Here is a 20190-nt window from a genome sequence, read left to right on the forward strand (position 1 = left end):
ACTCGTGAACTAGCCTGTCCACGGCCCAATCTATCAAAAAATGCAACTGAAAATCAAGTAGATCGGCCGGGTCGCCGCCCCGCTCACTCGAGGCGGATAATCCGCCGCCCCAGGGATGTCTGCCCGTACACATCCGTCGTGCGCACCTCGATCAGGTGGGTGCCGGCGGAGAGGCCCGCGGGCAGCACGCCGCGCCAGATGTGCTTCGTCTTGTCCGGTTTCGGCAACTTGCGCCCCTTCGGCGGCGGCGTGGCCTTTTCCGATTCCTTCAACTCCACATAGTACGGATCCTCGCGCTCGACGCGTTCCAGCGGCGTCCACGCCCCGTCTACACAGCGCATCTCGACGGTCGAGCGCTCCGAGCCCGCAAACACGTTCACGAGGACTTCCGTCTGCCCCGCCTGCGCGGCCGGCACGGCGTCGGGCGCGTAGATGTTCATCTGGTAATCGGCCGGGCGCCGGGCCGCGCGATACTCCACGGCGTGGTCGTGGCCGGCAAACGTCACCATACACCAGTTGTTTGGCACACCGTCCGCCATCGTCGCGTGCGGGATTCCCACCTCGTCCAGCGCGCCATTCCACCAGCTTCCGCACGTCGCGCCGACCGTCGTGTGATGATGCGGCGTCGCGCCGGGCCAGCCGTCGCGCGCATCGATGAACCAGTGTCGGTAGTCGTGCGTGTGCCCGGAGAAGGACACCGTGTGCGGGTGCTCCGCCAGCAGCGCGTACAACTCCTTGCGCTCCGCGATCTGCACCATCGGAATGTGCATCGTCAGTACGACGAGCTGCTCACGCGGCACCAGCTCCAGGTCGTTGCGCAGGAACTCGAGCTGCGCCGCCCCCAGGCCCGCCGTGTAATGCCCCTTCTTCTCCGCTGTCGCGCCGTGCCAGATCACATCATCCAGCACGATGAAATGCACCGGGCCGTAGTCGAACGAGTAATACGCCGGCCCGTAGGTCCGCTCAAAATTGGCGTCCGAGTGCTGGTCGTCCGGGGCGGCGTAGTCCATGTCGTGATTACCGAGCACGTTGTACCAGGGAATACCGAGCTGCGCGATGGCGCCACTCAGCGGCGCCCGCAGCGCCGGCTTCTCGTGCACCAGGTCGCCCAGCGAAATACCCAGCCCGGCCGGCGTCCCGCTCGCCGGCTCCACGATGTCGTGCGCAAAGTCGTTCACATCCTCGATCGAAGCCGTCTGCGTATCGCCGAACAAGAGCACCTGGAAACGGTCCGGTTCCGCTTGTCGCCGCAGCGCAAAATCGACGCTGGCCGGCAGTGGCCCGGTGGGCGCGACACCCGGATAATTCAACGCCGGCGTGCCCTGGGGCTTATGAATATAGTAGAACCGTGGCTGGTTGAACGGATCGACCGGCGTCATCCAGCCGCGCGGCTTGATCACGAAGAGAATCGTGTCGTCGTCGATCGGCAGCCGGTACGCACCGTGCCCGTCGGTCAGCACCACGTCGCGCCCGTTCGAGACGCGCATGCGTGCCAGGCCCTTCTCGCCGGCATCACGTACGCCGTTGCCGTTCGCATCATCGAATACAAAACCCGTAGCCACGGGGCCGGCGGGCGTCTCGGCCGCGGCGGGCGTCGGCCGGCCCGGCGTGGCGCAACCGCAAAGCCACCCGCTCCCCGCCACCAGACCCAGTACGCTCACAATCCGCCGCATCAGGGCACCTCACTCCACCCGGAACTCAATTCCCCCGGCGAGGACTGTACGGAGCGATCCGGTTTCGTTCAACTGTGCGGTCGTCAAGGAGTGTCACGTGTCCATGGACGCGGATTCAGCGCGCGACGGCCCGCGCCTGCGGACCGCCCGTCTGGAACTTGTCGCCAGCACGGGCGCGCTGGCCTGCGCGGACGCCGCCCGCGACTACGCGACCCTGTCCCGGCTCCTGACGGCGACCATCCCGGCCGACTGGCCGCCGGCGTTGACGCTCGATGTGCTGGATTTCTTCGCGCAGACGCTGACGGCGCACCCGGAGCAGGTCGGCTGGTGGGGCTGGTTCATCGTTCGGACGGGTACCACGCCGGCCGAGCGTGTCCTCATCGGCGGCATCGGCTTCAAGGGGCCGCCGACACCGGAGGGGACGGTCGAGATGGGCTATTCGGTGCTGCCGGCGTTCGAGCGGCACGGCTATGCAACGGAGGCGGCGCGGGCCCTCATGGGCTGGGTGTTCGCCGATACCCGTGTGGCGCGCGTCGTGGCCGAGACGCTGCCGGACGGCATCGCCTCGCAGCGCGTGCTCGTCAAGCTCGGCCTCCAGCTGGCCGGCCCGGGCTGCGAGGCGGGGACACTGCAGTTCAAGCTCGACCGTGCGGACTACCGCACGCAGTAAGCGCTCCGGGCATCCGCCGCGCGGACGGGGATTAGTCCATGCTTGACAACAGCACCACAAACGGATTGATGTCTCGGAAGGACGGATAGGCGCCGTCGCCATTGATGTCGCCGTTCGCTGGCAGACAGTTCGGGAAACTGGCCCACCATGCTTCGAAGTTGGCCAGATACAGGACGAACAGGTTGATGTCGCCGAAGCCGACGCAGCCGTCGCAGTTCAGGTCGCCGACGATGACCGTCGGCTCCCACCAGGTGTACTTGAGATCCTCGTGCGTCCGATCCCGATAGGCAATGTGCGGAATCCCGTCCGCATCGACCGCGATCGATGGCGTGTACCCCACATCGTCAGGCCCGGAATCGTCTGCGGTTTGGATGCACCAGGAGGAAGTCGTGCGGTGCGCATACTTCAGGCAATCCGCATACCAGCGGTAGTACGCGACGTGCGGATGGTCAAACGCATCGAGCACCGCGGCGTTCGAATTGACCACGTCGTCCGCGATGATGTCGAATTGCCAGCCCGCGGCCGTCCGCTGGCGGTGCGACAGGACGCCGTCCAAGGTGGTAAAGACATGCGCATCGCCGGATGAATCCAGAGCCAGCGCCGGCGCCAAGCCCGAGGCGCAGAGGCCGCACTCCGCGACGTACTCGTTGGACCAAACGCCGGCGTCGAATGAGTAGTAGAACAAAGAGCAACCCATACTCCACTCCCAGGCCCAAGCGATCCGTGGATTGTCATTCGCGTCCAGAGCGAGCGCCGGGCGGCAGCCGGAGAGCCCGTGCCAAGCGATGATCGTGGTCGCCCAGGCGGGTTCCGCCGGCGTCGCGTACCCGAGCCAGCAGCCGGTCCCATCGTTTATGTAGTAGGCGATGCGCGGCTCATCCGCAGTCGTCAACGCCAATGCTGGGGGCACAATAGCTCCCACCATGCCCCCGGAGACGGCCGTTTCTGTCTGCCACTGCGTTCCAGTCCAGTGCGAGTACAACAGCCCACCTGGCGTACACCAGGCAACATGCGGCCGCCCCTGCGAATCCACGGCCAGGGACGGATAGTACGGCATGCGCGTGTCGACGATCTGGGTCTCCCAGGCGTCGCCGACCCGCTTGGCGTACTTGAGACAACCCAGCGTGTAGTCGACGTACGCCACGTGTGAGTTGCCCTCGGCGTCGATCGCCAATGATGGCGATCCACCAACCTCTCCCCCGCTCTCTACCGTCGCAACGTGCCAGTCACCCCGGGCCGTCGCCGGCAGCACGACCGTCGCCGCCAGCACCATCGTCAACAGGCGCGCTGACCCACAGAATCTGCTTTTCACCCGTAAGCCTCCTTTGTTCAAACCTTCCATCGTGAATACCCGAAACACACCCGTGCGAGGCCCGCACCCGGGCGCCCACATTCATCAGGAGAGGAACCACCCGCCCCCAGCGCCGCAGGAATTGAGAATTGCGGCAGACAGCGGAGGAGCGGCGTTGCCGGCCAGTACACTCCGGCGCGCTCCTCCGCTGCCCAGACGGTCGCGGCACCTATTGTGCGCCGGCCAGCAGCGCCACAAACGGATTGATGTCCCGGAAGGACGGATACGTGCCGTCGCCGTTGATGTCGCCGTTCGCCGGCGGGACGAAGGGGAATACCTCCTGCCAGATTTCGATATTGGACTGGTACAGGACGAACGGGTTGATGTCACCGAAGTTGACGCAGCCGTCGCCATTCAGGTCACCGGTCGTGACGGACGGATCCCACCGCGCGTACTTCAGATCCCCGTTCGTGTCATCGTAGGCCACAATGTGCGGGCAGCCGCTGGAATCGACGGCGATCGTGGGATCGACCATCCTGCCGGGGTCAAAGGTCGTCACACACCACGCAGAGGTCGTCCGGTGGGCGTAGCCGAGGCGGTCAAACCCACACCCGTAGGCAACATGGGGCTGGTCGCATGCGTCCAGTGCCAGACAAGGCCGCTGGGCGATGGGTGGCGTGATGGTCTGGTGGATCCAACCTGAGCCGCTGCGGTAGGCGTAGGTGGCCGTCAGCGAACCAGAAGACGAGTAGACGACATGCGGCTGGTCCAGTGAGTCCAGGGCCAGGGCACCCGTCGTGGTCCATTGATCCACCAAGGCAACGGCCTCGTCAGACCACTCGGCCCCGTCGAACTCCCAGTAGTAGAGGTAGCAGTCATAATAAGACATCGCGATGGCGATCCGCGGATTGTCCGCGCTGTCCAGGGCGAGCGCCGGCCGCGTCCCGGCCCAGGCGGTCTGCACGAGAACCGTCGTCATCCAGCCAGCGCCGTCAGATTCCATGTAGCACAACCAATAGCCGGCGCCCATGATGGCGATGCGGGGCTGGTCGGTTGAGGTCAACGCCAGCGACAGGCATGGCGAACGGCCCGGCGGCTGAAACTCCTCGGCGATCCACTGCGTCCCATCCCAGCGCATATAGGCCAGTGGCTCCCAGTGCCAGGTAAACTCGTTACAGACAATGTGCGGCCGGCCTTGCGAGTCCAGCGCGAGCGACGGCGTGCCGCAGCCTGAGCCCATGTGCGGGGTCGGCACAGTCTCTGTTTGCCAGCCGTCGCCGACCCGCTTGCCGTATTTCAGGCAACCGTTCGTGGCATCGATGTACGCCACGTGCGGAATCCCGGCCGCATCGACCTTGATCGATGGGTAGCCGCCGACGTTCCCTTCGCTGTCGATCGTCTCGAAGACCCAATCAGCACGTGCCGAGTTCGGCAGCGCGACGGCTGCCGCCAGCACAGCACTCAGAACAACAGTCACTTGTCTAAGAACTTGGCTCTTCATGGGATGTCCTCCTCTGTTCGGACTGTCACCGCGACGACTATCCCGCGTTCCTTTTCCCGTTCAACGAACGACGACGACGCGCACCCACGGCGCGCGTGTCCGGCGCACATGTCAGGCTCCGCCGCTCAGTAGCATCACGAACGGGCTGATGTGGCCGAACGACGGAAATTACGCGGAAGCCCGGACCTCGCGTGGCCGCTGTGCGTGTTAAGTGGGAACCCAGGCAAGTGTGGCGGTCTTCGGACTCGGCCCGAATCACCGATCGACGTGGCTACGACGCCCTTGGCCGTCACGCTTCCTGCAATCGGCCACGTCCGCGGTCAAGCGCTATGCTACAACTTGCCGTACATACGTCAATGAGAATCTGCGCGACCCAATCTGCTCCCGGCAGGGAAACCCTGCGCGCAAACGTAGAGCAATCCCACCCCATGCAGCACCGCAGCCTAATCCCCGCCATCGACCGCCCTCCTGCCCCCGCGGTACTTCCCGCGACGCAGTGGCTGTGCTCCTACGGCGGGCCGCTCATCAGCGTCACAAACGGATTGATGTCCCGGAAGGACGGATACGTGCCGTCGCCGTTGATGTCGCCGTTCGGCGCCGGGCAGTTCGGATACGTCGCCTGCCAGGTTTCGAAGTTGGCGAGATACAGCACGAACGGATTGATGTCGCCGAACCCGACGCAACCATCGCAGTTCAGGTCGCCGGTAACGATTGACGGCACCCAGCGCGCGCACTTCAGGTGAGTCTCGGATCCGACGGAGGCGATGTAGGCGATCTGCGGGTGGCCGTCCGGATCGACAGCGATCGCGAGGTACGAGACGTTCGCGCCGTCCACCGTCTGGATACACCAGGCACTGGTGGTCCGGTGCGCGTACTTCAACGGGCCGGCGTTCTCCCATGAGCTCTCCGCGTACGCGATGTGAGGACGGTCATTCGCGTCGAATGCCAGGCGCGACCGCGCCGCCCACGAAGTCACCGCTTCAAAGGACCACACGCCGCCGACGCGGGCGCCGTAAGTCAGCCAGCGCCCGTCCACAAGCTGCTTGACGAACACCGCGTGCGGCTGGTCCGCAGTGTCCAGCACGAGGCTCGCAGAGTACTGATCCACGTTCTGGCCGATCCACTCCGCAGGCCACGGATACGCGCGACCTGGCCAGGCATACACGAGGTAACCGCCGTAGCCCCAGCCGATCCGCGGGTCACCATTGGCATCCAAGGCGAGCGACGGAACGAACCCACAACACCCGTACCCGGACCCGCACACATGCTCCGACGACCACGACGTTCCGCTCGGAGACGCGTACCAAAGCGTGTCGCCCGAATCGCCGTGCGACATGTACGCGATTCGAGGCTCGTCTGCCGCGGTGAGCGCCAGCGCCGGGTATTCGGTGCTAAGTCCGCCCGCCGCCACGAGACTTGTCTGCCAGGTCGTGCCCGTCCAGTGCGCGTAGCACACCCCGTGGGCGCTGCCGATGTAACCAAGATACGCGATATGGGGACGACCCTCAGAGTCGAGGGCGAGAGACGGCACGCACCCACTGACAGGCAGGACTGGGACGGTTTCTGTCTGCCAGCTCCCGCCGGCATGCTCGCCGTACTTGAGCGCGCCAGCCGAGACGTAGGCCACATGCGGGTTTCCGTCGGCGTCGATCGCCAGCGACGGCGCCGCGTTCCACGAAGTGCTGTCGACAGTCTCCAAAACCCAGTCCGCACGCGCTGGTCGGGACATCGTAACAGCTACGAGAAGCACAAGAACACACGTTAGACCCATCGCCGTTTTCATGGCAGACTCTCCTGTTTCCGGACGGTACTCCCAAACACCCGTGAAAGATCCGCGTCAGGCCCACACGAAGTGGTCCACAGAGGGCAGGAGAGGAAAGGACTGCCCGAAGCGCCGCGGAATCTGCGAATCGTCGAGACCGCACAATGCGCGAGCCGTGGCCGGCGCCCTGACCGGCCGCGGATGGGGTGGCGACTTCTCTCGTCGGATCCGAGGTCGACCGCTACCCACCGCCAGTCGTCCTGGGCAGTTCAGCACGCGGCCAACCGGGCAGACCCAGCCGGCGGCCAACAGCATCCACAGCCGCCACGGTCAGCGAGCCACCGACCGGCCAAGGCGAAAGCAGCACGGTGGCATGTACGTCTTTCAGCCAGCAGGGATAAGCAGCGAACCCCCACCGTACTCCAAAGGCCGCCGGCGCCTGCAGGCCGAGGGCGATCGCGTCGAGTGAGCCTGTCTCCGGCACGGCCACGGTTTGCCTGGCCGGGGTTGGCAACATCGCGTACTGAACATAGTCCGTGAGGATCCGTGGCAGAGAACTCCGACCGTTGCGGCCCTCGGGCGATTCGTCCAGCGAAGCGCGGAGTGTCTGCCAGCGGAGATCCGGAGTCAGCCCATTCCACCAAGGCGGAGCGACGCGCTGGAAACCATTCCACGCCTGACGGTAACGACCGGCAGAGCCGGCGAAGCCGTAGGCGCGTGTTGCCCCTTCAAGGTCGCCACGCGACTCAAGGTACCGCGCGTAGTGGCACTGCGTGACCACCTGCGCATTGGCCTGCGACGTCCAGATGGCCAGGGCCAGGTCATCGCGCCCCGTGGCGGCGTAGAGGTCGGCGTCCACCCGCACCAGCCCCAACGTGGAATCCAACCGGCCCAGGCTGCGGGCCTGCCGCAACAAGGCTTCCGCTTTGGCGTAATCTCCACACTGCAGCGCCGCATCGGCGAGATTGACGCACAGAAAGCCGGCGCCGGGAAACGCGCGAAACGCGTTCCGCAGTCGCGGATATGCGCGGGCCGGCTGATCCAGCAGCAGATAAAGCTGCCCGAGCGACGCTTCCACGAGCGGATCGGGATCGGTCAGCAGGTCCATCTGCGACCAGGCCTGCAGGCAGGTGTCGACGTCGTGGCACAGGTACGCCAGCAGCCCAACGGCGCGGAGTTCCAGCGCCGCGGCGTGCTCCAACTCTTGCGGCTCCAACTGCGGAAAGGCATCGCACGCAGACCAGCCCTGGGCATACGCGCACGCAAGCGGCGCGCTGGTCCGCAAGCTCGGTGGCCAGACCGGTGTCTGGTCCGGGTGGACACACAAGTCGCGCGCCAACTGGACGATATCGCGCTCCAGACGCAGGGCCGTGTTCGCCGGCTGAAGGCGCAGCGCTGCCCGATAGCTGGCCAGTTCGGCGCGCAGGAAGTCGCCGGCCGCCGGGGTGCGCTTCCCCGGCGCGCCCCGCCAATACACGGTGACGAAGATTGCGTCGTTGCGATTCGGATCGAGCAGGCCCAGCCGCGCTTCGCTCACGTGCCGCTCGACCCAGCGCGGCACCATGAACACATAGCCGCCGATCAGCATGGCGAGGGCCAGCGCCGCGACAACGCCGAGCACCGAGCCAATCACCGTCCCGCGATTACGCCGCGCCAGCTTGATCGTCCGCGTGATCAGGCCCGCGGGCCGGGCCTTGATCGGCTGCAGGTGCAGCAGCCGCTCCAGATCGTCCGCCAGCTCGTCCGCCGTCGCGTAGCGCCGCGCGGGGTCGGCGTCCATCGCTTTCGCGACGATCGTCTGCAGGTCCACGGTCACGCGCGGGTTCACCTCCCGCAGCGGCGTGGCGGCGCCGGCCTCGATCTTGCGCAGCAACTCGGACCCCGTCGCACTCTCGAACGGCAGCCGCAACGCCAGCGCGTGATACAGCGTCACGCCCAGGCCGTAGACATCCGTGCGGGCGTCCAGCGCCGCACCGGCCCCGCGCAGTTGCTCTGGCGCCGCGAACGCCGGCGTGCCCACGAAATGCCCCGTCAGCGTCAACGCCGGGTTGTCGAGCTCGCGCGCCAGACCGAAGTCGGACAGCAGCGGCGTACCGTCGCGGCGGAGCAGGATGTTGGCCGGCTTCACGTCGCGGTGGAGCAGACCGGCGCGGTGCACCACACCCAGCGCGCGGGCGATCGCCACGCCGATCTGACAGACAAAGGTCGTCAGCGTTCCTTGCGCCAGCGCCGCCGGCGGACTGCAGAGCAGCACCCGCACATCCGCCAGGGTCGGGTCGTGAGACACCTGCTGGAGGTGCGCGATCAGCTCCGCGAGCGTCTTGCCGTCAACCCATTCCATCGCGTAGGCAAAGACGCCCAGCTCGTGCACGACGTCGTGCACGGCCACGATGTTCGGGTGCCGCAGCCGGGCAATGGCGCGGGCCTCGCTGCGAAAACGATCGCGGGCCGACGCGGATTGCGCAATCGCGGGAGCCAGCACTTTCAGCGCGACCGGCCGGCCGCCGACGCGCTCCTGCCGCGCGAGGTAGACCGTGCCCATCCCGCCCTGCCCGAGCTCGCCAAGGATCGTGTAGCCGGGCATGGTCGGCATCAGTCGGCTTTGCCCGACCGCCACCTGTTGCGCCAGGCGAATGAGCCGTTCCGCCTCCGCCAGCAGGTCCGGCCGATCATCCAGCCACTCGCGCGGATCGACCGGCAACCCCTCCTCGATCCGCTCGACCGCCTGCTCAAAAACCCAGTCAAGGCGTTCCTGGTCGTCGGCACCCAAGCCCGACGCGCGCGGCATCGCTGTCTCCTCAATCCTCGTCATCTCTCTGGAGAGGATTCGGCGAGCAGGACGCGCGCGGCTTCCGGCGAAATGCTCTGCGAGCGCGTGGCCAGCTCCGCCATGAGGTGCTTTTGATAGAGTTCCGCCCCGCGTCGGAACCGGTGCCGCACGGCTGATGCGCCCAGTTGCAGGCGCTGGGCGATTTCCTCGACCGGCAACTGTTCGAGCAAGCGCAGCCGGACCACGTCCCGCACGTCGTCCGGCAGCCGTTCCAGCGCTCCCCGCATCGCCGCCGCCTGCTCGCGGTACACGGCGATGCGGCTGGGCGTGGTGGAGTCCCACGGCAACAGGGCGCTCCGGGTGCCGCTGGCGGTCAGCGCCGAGAACTCGACCGCCGGGGTATCGCCGCCGCGCTTCTGGGCGGCGCTGCGGTCGGCGAGATCCTGGATGCGGTGGTCGATGATGGTCAGCAGCCAGTTGCGGAAGCTGCGGACGCCCCGCCACTCGTGGCGCGTGCGGTCACGCCAGGCGTGCAGGAGAGCCTCCTGGAGCACGTCCTCGGCAGGGTACTGGCGTTTGAGCGCAGTACTCATCCGCAATTCGATGACGGCCAGCAGCGCGGCGGGCCCGACGGCTTCGAGCAGCCGGTCCCAGGCACCAGGAGAATCAGTCAGCAGCGGATTGTCGTGCGGCCCCACCATGCACGCGTTTCCCGACCCGTTGGACTCCGCCTATTGGCGCATACAACACACCCCGGAAGCTGCACTGGTTCGCCCTAACTCCAGCACATCGGTCATTGTACTCTCGCCCTGCCCCCCTGCGGAAGTGGGAAATGGCAGCGCCTCCAAGGATTATCCCTTGTCGCCTGAAATCTGGTCGTGCACGCGGGTCTATCCTGGATTCGACAGCAGCGTCACGAACGGATTGATGTCGCCGAACGAGGGATATACGCCGTTGCCGTCGATGTCGCCGTTGACCGCCGGGCAGCCGGCGTACGTCGTCTGCCACACCGGGAAGTTCGACAGGTAGAGCACGAAGGGATTGATGTCGCTGAAATTCACGACGCCGTCGCAATTCAGGTCGCCGCGCGGATAGGCCACCGTGAACGACAGCGTCGCCGCGCCGCCCGCCACACCATTACCCGACGGCAGCGACGCCGGGTCCGCCGGGTCGGCAATCTCACCGTCCAGGTGCTGCCCGCTGTTCACCGCCGTCAGCGCGTCGCTGACGGTCAGCGTGTACGTGTCCGGCGGCAAGGGGCCTGCAGTCGTGAGCGTCGCCGTGTAGGTCGCGCTGTTGTACGCGAAACCGACCGGCTGCGCCCCGGTGCTGGCGCCGACGAGCGCGTAATTGCCCGCCGCCGTGCTGACGTTCGTGTGGAACGTGACCGCCAGCGTACTCGCGGCCGGGCTGGGAGGCAGCATATCCCCCGGCGCCGGCGTCATCGCCACGATCTTCGGCGGACCGGCGACGTAGCTCGTGTTGCTGACCGTGCTCCACAGCACCCACGCATCGGGGTCGAACTGCACCGTCGTCGCCGGCGCGGGGATCGGAATGACGAAGTGCTGCGGATCGGCGCTGTCGAAGATCTTGTAGGTCGTGCCGTTCACGACGATGTCGATCGGCATCGTGAATCGCTGATACGATGCCGACTGCGTCTGATCCACATACAGCAGCAGGTAGTCCTGACCCGCGACGTTGACCGTGGACCATCCGTACGCGTACGCCGGAGCACGCTCACCGTAGATCCACTCCTGGAAGAACCAGTCCAGGCTGGCCCCGTAGAACGACTCGCACACGGCCTGCAGGTCCGCGGTGGTCGCGGCGCCGTACTCGTGCGCGGCCCGGTACGCCGCCAGCATGGCGAAGAAGTCGTCGTCGCCGAGCACATGCCGCAGCATGTGCACCACCCAGCCGCCCTTGTTGTAGCTCGTGTTGGTGTCGAAGATGCTGTACAGGCTGCCCAGCTCGGCGTCGGTCACATACACGCTGCCTGCGCCGGTGTACTTCTTCGCCGCCATCGTGCTCTTCAGCGCCGGCAGGCCCGGGCTGCCGGGCTTGAACTCGGCCCAGAGCCCCTCGGCGTACGTCGCGAAGCCCTCGTTGAGCCAGATGTCGTTCCACGTCTTGCAGGTCACCATGTCGCCCCACCACTGGTGGCTCAGTTCGTGGACCGTCACCCACTCGGCGAACGTACCTTGCGCCGTGAAGGTCTGGTGCTCCATCCCGCCGCCGAACTGGCACTCATAAATGCCATACTTCTCGTTCACGAACGGGTACTCGCCATACAGGTCGCGCAGCGTGTACATCATCTGCACGACCTGCCCCCACGCCGCCCGGTTCGCCGGCGTGTCGCTTTCCGGGTAGATGTAGAAGAGCACGGGCATCGTTCCGCCGGCCAGCGGCACGTAATCCAGCGACCAGGTGTTGTAGTTCGTCGACGAGAAGCACACGAGGTACGTGGCGACGGGGTAGTCGCTCGACCAGTTGTAGCGCTGGCGGAACCCGGCCAGCGTGTCGATACTCTGCAGCACGCCGTTTGACGCCGTAACCATCGTCTCCGGCGCCGTCAGCGCCAGGTCCAGCGTGAACTTGTCGCCGTTGTCACCCGCCAGGCCGAAGTCCCCGTCCTTCACCGGCCACCAGGTGTACGCGTAGTAGGGCTCGCTGAGCGTGTAGACGATGTCCGCCCCGTTGTGCGTGTCGAACTCGATCGAGCCGAAGCCGCGCGACTCCGCATGCCCGTGATACGTCACCGCCAGCGTGAACACCTCGTCCAGCCCGTAGGCGCGGTCGAGCGTCGCTACGCGCGTTGTGTCGGACAGCATGGTCACGCTAACCGGCGTGGTCCCGTTGATGAGCGCGCTGTCAATGACGAATTGTCTGCGCAGCCGGAATGAGAACTGCGTGAGCGCCGCCGACTTGCTCTGAACGGTCATCGTGTTCGTGCCGACCAGGTTGTCGTACTGGGCTGGGAGAATCTCCAGGGCCAGCGCGCAATGCAGCAGGTCCGTATCCTCCAGCGCCTCGCGCAGCCCCGCGGCGACGTGGGCCTCGTATTCCGCCCGCTCGGCCTGTTGCGCTTCCGCTGCCGCCATCCGCTGCGCCAGCGCGTGCGCCTTGCCACACCCGACGGGGAGTCGCTCGTCCACCACCTGCGCCGCGGCCGCGACGGCCAGCCCCAACCCCAGAACGACCGCCAGAACGCAACGATTTTGCTCACTGGACAACATGCAGCGCGCTCCTTTCCGGTTCGCACCGACTTCACTGTGCGCAACGCACCAGCCACGCCGGCGAGAGAGTCCCCCGCCGCGCGGCTCCGCCTGCTTAATCATACCAGTCTGTTCAACCCGCGCCCCCCGGATCAGTTCGCCCCCGGCTGCAAATCGGTCGGAATTGTCGCGCAGTCCACGATCTCGCCGTTCCGGTAACACGTCGGCGCGCCCGTCCCACCCAGAGCCAGATCCCGGGCGATCCAGCCGCTCACGAAACAGGCCGCGCTCGCCACCCACTGCACCGGCGTGCAGCCGACGCTGCCCAATGCCACCGTCAACAGCACGACCCCGGTCACGAAGCGCATCCGACCACGACGCATGCCGGCTCTCCTGGAACACGCGCGCCCGATTTCCGTGACGCACCCATGACATCGACAGATGCGATCGCGGCGGCGCGCGGCCCGTCATCTTCATCAGGGCCAGCCGGCCCTGTCGCGGTCCCAAGCGCAAGAACTGCGTGCCCGCGTCCGACACGAACTAGCGCCGGCCAGACAGCAGCATCGTGAAGGCATTGATGTCCGTGAACGACGGATACTGCCCGTCGCTGTTGACGTCGCCGTTGACCGCCGGGCAGCCGGGGTAGGTCACCTGCCAGCCCGCGAAGTCGGTCAGATAGAGCACGAACGGGTTGATGTCGGCAAAATCAACGGCACCATCGCAGTTCAGGTCACCGGCGACGCCCGGCGCCGGCGGGCCGAAGTCCCGCCCGTTCGCAAACATGTAGCAAATCCGCCAATACCAAAAGTCGTAAAGTGTGATGCAGTGGTCGCCGTCCGCATCTGCCTCCACTACGTAGTTGAGATCGCCCGCGCACGTGCCAAACGCCGCCAGGATCACCCAGTAGTCGTCCATGTCGACGTCCGCGTCCGCGTCGAGGTCGCCACAGTCATCGCACGAATCCGGAATGCCGTTGTAGTTCAAGTCGGGCTCGCAGTCGGAGCCAATGCAGTAGCCGCCCCACTGAATCCCGATGTCGCACTCGTCCGGCCGCGTGTTGGCGTTGCAGTCCAGACTGTCGCCGCTGGCGATATCACACTCGTCCGGGACGCCGTTGCCGTTGCAGTCCTGGCTGTCGCCGCCGGCGATGTCACACTCGTCCGGGATCATGTTGTAGTTGCAGTCGAGGCTGTATCCGCACCAGATGTCGCATTCATCCAGCCGGCCATTCGCGTTGCAGTCGTTAGAGGCCGTGAGCCCCGTGGCCCGAATCAGCCAGTTGCCCTCCAGGCCGGGGAGGGTGTCGATGTTGACGGGCGGCACGTCCGCGGCACCCAGGTTGTTCGGATCAAGGTTGTACGTGGTATCACCCGCGATCCAGCTCTGACCGTGCAGCGGGCCGTCACTGTCAGCCGAAGCAGGGTGCTGACCCGCGGCATGCTCGATGTACGCACCCGCGAAGAAGCCCGTCCCGGCTGGCCCGACACTCGTGGCCGGGATGGTGACCGTGCTCAGAATATCCGTGTCGGCGTTCGCGACCACCGTTGGGGCCGAAGCGATGACCTGCGCGTCGGTCGGGTCGTCATCCTGGTTCGGGTCGCTCCACAACATAACTTCGCAGTACGTTCCATCCGGCACGTCGCCCCACGCCACGCTGATCGCGATGATGTCCATGCCGCCGTCGATGACGAAGTGGTTCATCCAGGCGATCGCGCCTCCAGAGTTCAAACCGATCGTGTTCTCGTGCGTGCCGTCATCGTACTGCAAGATGACCTCGTCACCGCCCAGTTGGCACTCGTCCGGAATGCCGTCCCACTGGCAGTCCTCGCTCACTCCGCTCTCAATATCGCATTCGTCCGGAACCCCGTTCTCATTGCAGTCGTGTGCGGCGCCGCTCAGGATGTCGCACAAATCGTCGTGCCCGTTGAGATTGCAGTCATCGCCCGCGCACGTCGTGTTGTCGCCGGCGTAAGTCCCGTCGGCCGCGGTGCAATCCGGCTCGTACGTAACGACGCAGCTCCCGTCCGGCTGGCAGCAGGCGCCCTGCGGCCATGCATTACAGACGATGTTCAGATTGAACTCGCCGCAGCCGGTGCTGTACGACGCGACGCGGATCCAGACTTCCTGCCCGGTGACGAGGTCCACGCTGAGACGTGACCACAGGCCCGTACCGCCATCATCATCGCACGCCAGCTCGTTGCCGCCGCACGCGTCGTACACCGACAGCACGGTGTCGCTCTGCATGCTCCCCTCCGTGTCCATGACCACCGTACCGACGCAGGTTGCGGTGTAGCGATACCAGAGGTCGTGGTGTGAATTCGACTGGCACGACGCCGTGCCGTCGTCGGTCGACAGGCAATTCTCACCGCTCACCGCCGGCGTGCCGTCGGTAACGACCTCGGCGTTCACGCACTCGTCGTTCGGGTGGAAGAAGCCGGTATAGAAGATCGTCAGCGTGTAATCCGAGCAGGATGGGGCCGGCCACGTGTCGATCATGAGGTAATACGTGCCGGCGGTCAGCCATACGTAGGGGATGGATGGATTGCCGCTCGAGCTCGTGTTGTACGCCAGGCAGGCCGGCCCCGGCGGGCATACGGTGTCGATTGCCATACCCAGATACGTCAAGGCCCCGTCGACGCTGATCCAGAGGCTCATATCTTCGTTCAGCGTCAGTTCGTAGATGATGTCCTCGCCGCCGTCGTAGTACCCGAGGCAAGTCGTCGTGTAGTCGTTGAGGTGGCCGCACGTCGTGTTGTCGTCAACATACGGCAACGCGTTCCATGAAAGCTCAACGGCGATCGGGGCCAAACAGTCGGTTCCGGGCTGCGGACAGGTGTTCGGCGTGCACGTCGTGCCAGCACCGCCAAAGGCACCACCCAGCCCCACGCACGTAGCCTCGTCCAGCGTCTCCTCGCAGGAGCCGTCGGTGTAACAGCAGGCACCCACGCAGGGATTCGGCGCGCAGTTCGAGCCGTTGCCCATGTACACGCCGCCCGCCGCGAGGCAGTCCACCTCGGTCACCGGGGCCGTGCAGTCCATGCCGGTGCAGCAAGCGCCTTCGGCGCCGGCCGGCAGGACGTTGATCGTGTAGTCCTCAACCTCGCCGTAGGTCGTCGCACCGCATGGATCCAGCGTGCCGGTGTACGTGATGCGAACACGCATCCGCGTCGGGCCTTCGAGCGCGGCCACCGGTGGTATGATCGTGCCGGTGTACGGGCCGTTGCCGGGCGACCCGGCCAGCGTGAAGGCTTCGCCGGCGTCGTAGAAATCCAGATCCTGGTTCCAGTCCACCCACACCTTGCACTGGTCGCTGCTGTACGGGTGGCCGTTCGTGACCGTGATCACATAGCCGCCACCAATCGTCATGTCGGCGACCAGGGCGGTGTAGTCGCCGTAGCCGCCGGGCGCTGCGCAGTCCGTCGCGTTGTCGATGCTGCCGACCTGGACGCGTGCGATGTGTTCATCGCAGCCGCCGCCGGCTTCGCAGTAGCCCGGCAACCGCAGCACACGCTCGGCCTCCGCGACGTCCGCGCCCGCCGCACCGCTCACACTCCAAACCAACCCCACCAGCCCCAGGCCCCGCACCCACCTCGTCGGCTTCATGCCCCGTCTCCCGTAATGGCCCACCGGCGGAGTCCGCGCTCCGTGCACCGGCGGCGTTCAGGTTGGGCTGAGACAGTCCCCGGACGGTGGGAACTGCCGCCCACCGGATACGCACGTCAGTATATCGCGCGTGCACCCCGCGCTACAAGGCACTTCCGTCCCGGCCACCGCCCGCCGGCGCGCGACACCGCGCGCCGGGCCAGCCCATCGGTTACTCCGTCGCTGCCGCGGCTTTGCGGTGCGGCGGCCGGACCACGAACGTGACCAGCGCCGCCGCGATCAGCAGACCGGCCGAGCAGTAGTACGCGAAGCTGAACGAGTGCGTGCGGTCGTAGACGTTGCCCGCCAGCAGCGAGAGTACGAAGCCGCCGAGACCCCACGCCGTGAACACCAGGCCATAATTCACGCCGAAGTTCTTCAGTCCGTAGAAGTCCTTGGACACCGACGGGAACAGGGACAGGTTCGCGCCGTAGTTCGCGCCGACGAGCGCCGCGAGCACACACATCACCGGCAGCGTGGCCAGGGCGCTGCCGCTCTGCGCGCGGGACAGCAGCAGGATCGTGATCGCCTGCAGCACGAAACAGATGAACATCGTCGTCTTGCGGCCCAGCCGGTCCGACAGCGTCCCCGCCACGATGCGCCCCGCCCCGTTGCCGATCGCCAGCACCGAGACCAGCATGGTCGCCAGTGAGAGCGACAGCCCGGCCTGCGTCGACGCGATCATCTTCACTTTCGAGATGATCATGAGCCCGGCCCCGGCCCCGCACGCGTACATGAACCACAACACGTAGAACTGCCACGTCGCCAGCATCTCGGACGGCGTCAGGTCTTCTCGCTTCATCGCCGCGGCCCCGGGCTGCGCCGGCGGCGTACCGGGCGGCACGTACCCCTTCGGCGGCGGGGCCAGCAGTTGCGCCAGCAGCACAACCAGCACAAGGAACCCGATCGCCAGGATCATCATCGTGCGCGGCAGGCCGTAGGCTTCCGTCAGGTAACTGGCCAGCGGCGCCGCATAGACACTCGCCAGGCCAAAGCCGGAGACCACGATCCCGGCAATGAGCCCGGTCTTCTTCGCCGGAAACCACTTCACCGCTGGCGGAGTCGCGGCCGCATAGCCACAGCCAATGCCCGCGCCGGCGAGCAGGCCGAAGCCGACGATGTAGCCCAGCGCCGAGGTGGTGAAGCTGGCCAGAATCATGCCCGCGCCGACCAGCAATCCGCCGATCGTCGCGACCACGCGCGGCCCGATGCGATCCTGCATCCGCCCGGCCGGGACCATGACGAGGCTGAACGTCAGGCACGCCACGGCGTACGGCAGCGACTTGGCCGCTTCCGACCAGCCCCACTCCGCGGGCACGCCCTTGCTGATGACGCTCCAGGTGTAAAGGATGCCGAGGGCCAGGTTGATGCCGGTCCCGGCCAACGTCACAACCCAGCCCCGCTGCGCGGGGGCCGTGACCGCCGTGGCGGCCGGATCGTCGAGCTGCGGACCAGAGGCAACGGTGGGACTGCTCATCGGGTCATCCTTTCAGGCGCACGCCGGAACGTGCAACCTAGATATGTGGGTGCCAATTTCCTGATATCTCGCCGCCGCGCGCCAGCGTGAGCCGCGAGCGCGGCGCGGCCCCCGGGGCGCGCGCCGCGCACCCGGGGGCGGGCGCCCGTCGCCTACTTGTTTTCGATCAGGTGCTGCACCACGCTCGGATCCGCCAGCGTCGTGGTGTCACCAATCTGGTCCGCCTGGCCTTCGGCGATCTTCCGCAGGATGCGCCGCATGATCTTGCCGCTGCGCGTCTTCGGCAGGCCCGGCGCCCAGTGGATCACATCCGGCGCCGCAATGGGGCCGATCTCCTTGCGCACGTGATTGACCAGCTCCTTGCGGAGCGCGTCGGTGTACTCCTGGCCAACCTTGAGCGTCACGTAGGCATAAATGCCCTGCCCCTTGATCTCGTGCGGGTAGCCGACGACCGCGGCCTCGGCGACCGCCGGGTGCGACACGAGCGCACTCTCGACCTCCGCCGTCCCCATGCGGTGGCCGGATACGTTGATCACGTCGTCGATGCGGCCGGTGATCCAGTAGTACCCGTCCTCGTCGCGCCGGCAGCCGTCGCCCGTGAAGTAGTAGCCCGGCACGCGCGTGAAATACGTCTCCTTGAAGCGCTCGTGCTGCCCGTAGACCGTCCGCATGATCCCCGGCCACGGCTCGGCGATGAACAGCGCGCCCGACGTCGCGCCCTCGATGATCTTGCCCATCTCGTCGATGATCGCCGGCTTCACGCCGAAGAACGGCAGCGTCGCCGAGCCGGGCTTCGTCGGAATCGCGCCGGGCAGCGGCGTGATCAGGATGCCGCCCGTCTCGGTCTGCCACCACGTATCGACGATCGGGCAGCGCTCGCGGCCGACGTGGCGGTGATACCACATCCAGGCCTCGGGGTTGATCGGCTCGCCGACCGAGCCCAGCAGCCGCAGGCTCGACAGATCGTGCCCGTCGACCCACTTCTCGCCCTCGCGCATCAGCGCCCGGATCGCCGTCGGCGCGGTATAGAACTGGTTGACCTTGTACTTGTCGACCACGTCCCAGAACCGGCCTGCGTTCGGGTACGTCGGAATGCCCTCGAACATCAGTGAGGTCGCCCCGTTGCACAGCGGCCCATACACGATGTACGAGTGCCCGGTTACCCAGCCGATGTCCGCCGTGCACCAGAAAATGTCCCCGTCATGATAGTCGAAGATGTACTTGTGCGTGACCGCGGTGAAGACCATGTACCCGCCGATCGTGTGGAGCACGCCCTTCGGCTTGCCCGTCGAGCCGGACGTGTACAGGATGAACAGCGGATCCTCCGCGTCCATCCACTCAACATCGCACTGCGGCGACGCGTCCTTCATGACGTCATGCCACCAGTGGTCGCGGCCTGGCTTCATGGCCGTCTGCACCTTGTCGCCGACGCGCCGGTAGACGATGCAGGTCTTGACGTTCACCCCCTGCTTCGCCGCCAAGTCCATCGCCTGGTCTGCGTTCGCTTTCAGCGTAACCGCTTTCGCCCCGCGCATCACGCCATCCGTCGTCACCAGGAACTGGCAGGTCGAGTCCACGATGCGGTCCGCCAGCGAATCCGGGCTGAACCCACCGAACACGATCGAGTGGATCGCGCCGATCCGCGCGCAGGCCAGCATCGCGATCGCCAGCTCCTTGACCATTGGCATGTAGATCGAGACCCGATCGCCTTTCTTGATGCCGTACTTCTTCAGCACGTTCGCGAACTTGCACACCTCGGCGTGCAGTTCGCGATAGGTCAGCTTCGCGTCCTCGGTCGGCTCATTGCCTTCCCAGATCAACGCCACCTGGTTGCCGCGCTTCTCCAGGTGCCGGTCCAGGCAGTTGTAGGTGATGTTCGTCTTCCCGCCCACGAACCACTTGATGGTGATCTTGTCCTTCCAGTCGTACTCGCGAACCTTGCTCCACTTCTGCTGCCAATGGAACCCGTTCGCCACCTCGCCCCAGAAACCCTCTGGATCCTTGATGGAGCGCTCGTACATCTTCCTGTACTCATCCAGCGACTTGATGTGCGCCCGCTTGGCAAACTCGGCCGGCGGATTGAAGACGCGCTCATTGGCGCCGGAGTCCGTCATGACTTCCTGGGGCATCGTGGTCTCCTCAATACTTCGTCCCTGCGTCGGTGAAAGTGTCTGCTACGCCGCGACCCACCC

At 66.1% G+C, this 20190-nt stretch carries 12 protein-coding genes; 1 reads left to right on the forward strand and 11 read right to left on the reverse strand.

Going from position 1 to position 20190, the window contains the following annotated elements; genetic code table 11:
• Window positions 1-83: 83 nt before the first annotated feature.
• Window positions 84-1673: a calcineurin-like phosphoesterase family protein gene (locus KA383_08690; GenBank protein MBP7746197.1), complete on the reverse strand. Its 1590-nt coding sequence runs from the start codon at window positions 1671-1673 to the stop codon at window positions 84-86.
• Window positions 1674-1770: 97 nt separating this feature from the next.
• Between KA383_08690 and KA383_08695 the strand changes: the two genes are divergently transcribed.
• Window positions 1771-2343, forward strand: a complete 573-nt coding sequence (locus tag KA383_08695; GenBank protein ID MBP7746198.1) for a GNAT family N-acetyltransferase — start codon at window positions 1771-1773, stop codon at window positions 2341-2343.
• A 31-nt stretch (window positions 2344-2374) separates the two neighbouring features.
• Here the strand turns inward: KA383_08695 and KA383_08700 are convergent, their stop codons facing one another.
• From KA383_08700 to acs, 10 genes are all read right to left on the reverse strand, one after another.
• The gene (locus KA383_08700) at window positions 2375-3655 is read right to left on the reverse strand and encodes a hypothetical protein (protein ID MBP7746199.1); all 1281 of its coding nucleotides are present in this window, start codon (window positions 3653-3655) and stop codon (window positions 2375-2377) included.
• Window positions 3656-3863: 208 nt separating this feature from the next.
• Entirely contained in the window at window positions 3864-5135 is a 1272-nt protein-coding gene (locus tag KA383_08705) for a hypothetical protein (protein ID MBP7746200.1), read from the reverse strand.
• A 508-nt stretch (window positions 5136-5643) separates the two neighbouring features.
• Entirely contained in the window at window positions 5644-6864 is a 1221-nt protein-coding gene (locus KA383_08710; protein MBP7746201.1) for a hypothetical protein, read from the reverse strand.
• 274 nt (window positions 6865-7138) lie between these two features.
• Entirely contained in the window at window positions 7139-9685 is a 2547-nt protein-coding gene (locus tag KA383_08715; protein MBP7746202.1) for a protein kinase, read from the reverse strand.
• A gap of 20 nt (window positions 9686-9705) precedes the next feature.
• Window positions 9706-10368: a sigma-70 family RNA polymerase sigma factor gene (locus tag KA383_08720; protein MBP7746203.1), complete on the reverse strand. Its 663-nt coding sequence runs from the start codon at window positions 10366-10368 to the stop codon at window positions 9706-9708.
• A 189-nt stretch (window positions 10369-10557) separates the two neighbouring features.
• Window positions 10558-12900: a M1 family metallopeptidase gene (locus KA383_08725; GenBank protein ID MBP7746204.1), complete on the reverse strand. Its 2343-nt coding sequence runs from the start codon at window positions 12898-12900 to the stop codon at window positions 10558-10560.
• Between the two features lie 131 nt (window positions 12901-13031).
• On the reverse strand, window positions 13032-13262 hold the full coding sequence (locus tag KA383_08730) for a hypothetical protein (protein MBP7746205.1): 231 nt from the start codon (window positions 13260-13262) through the stop codon (window positions 13032-13034).
• Between the two features lie 157 nt (window positions 13263-13419).
• On the reverse strand, window positions 13420-16482 hold the full coding sequence (locus tag KA383_08735) for a hypothetical protein (protein ID MBP7746206.1): 3063 nt from the start codon (window positions 16480-16482) through the stop codon (window positions 13420-13422).
• A 211-nt stretch (window positions 16483-16693) separates the two neighbouring features.
• Window positions 16694-17998: an OFA family MFS transporter gene (locus KA383_08740; protein ID MBP7746207.1), complete on the reverse strand. Its 1305-nt coding sequence runs from the start codon at window positions 17996-17998 to the stop codon at window positions 16694-16696.
• 152 nt (window positions 17999-18150) lie between these two features.
• The gene (gene acs, locus KA383_08745; protein ID MBP7746208.1) at window positions 18151-20127 is read right to left on the reverse strand and encodes an acetate--CoA ligase; all 1977 of its coding nucleotides are present in this window, start codon (window positions 20125-20127) and stop codon (window positions 18151-18153) included.
• Between the last annotated feature and the right edge of the window lie 63 nt (window positions 20128-20190).

The organism is Phycisphaerae bacterium (genome assembly GCA_017999985.1).
Taxonomy (GTDB): domain Bacteria; phylum Planctomycetota; class Phycisphaerae; order UBA1845; family Fen-1342; genus JAGNKU01.

Coding starts and splice junctions, on each gene's coding strand:
- acs (MBP7746208.1), bottom strand. CDS start 20,127: ATGCCCCAGGAAGTCATGACGGACTCCGGCGCCAATGAGCGCGTCTTC.
- KA383_08715 (MBP7746202.1), bottom strand. CDS start 9,685: ATGCCGCGCGCGTCGGGCTTGGGTGCCGACGACCAGGAACGCCTTGAC.
- KA383_08710 (MBP7746201.1), bottom strand. CDS start 6,864: ATGTCCCGACCAGCGCGTGCGGACTGGGTTTTGGAGACTGTCGACAGC.
- KA383_08690 (MBP7746197.1), bottom strand. CDS start 1,673: ATGCGGCGGATTGTGAGCGTACTGGGTCTGGTGGCGGGGAGCGGGTGG.
- KA383_08725 (MBP7746204.1), bottom strand. CDS start 12,900: ATGTTGTCCAGTGAGCAAAATCGTTGCGTTCTGGCGGTCGTTCTGGGG.
- KA383_08720 (MBP7746203.1), bottom strand. CDS start 10,368: ATGGTGGGGCCGCACGACAATCCGCTGCTGACTGATTCTCCTGGTGCC.
- KA383_08730 (MBP7746205.1), bottom strand. CDS start 13,262: ATGCGTCGTGGTCGGATGCGCTTCGTGACCGGGGTCGTGCTGTTGACG.
- KA383_08740 (MBP7746207.1), bottom strand. CDS start 17,998: ATGAGCAGTCCCACCGTTGCCTCTGGTCCGCAGCTCGACGATCCGGCC.
- KA383_08735 (MBP7746206.1), bottom strand. CDS start 16,482: ATGAAGCCGACGAGGTGGGTGCGGGGCCTGGGGCTGGTGGGGTTGGTT.
- KA383_08705 (MBP7746200.1), bottom strand. CDS start 5,135: ATGAAGAGCCAAGTTCTTAGACAAGTGACTGTTGTTCTGAGTGCTGTG.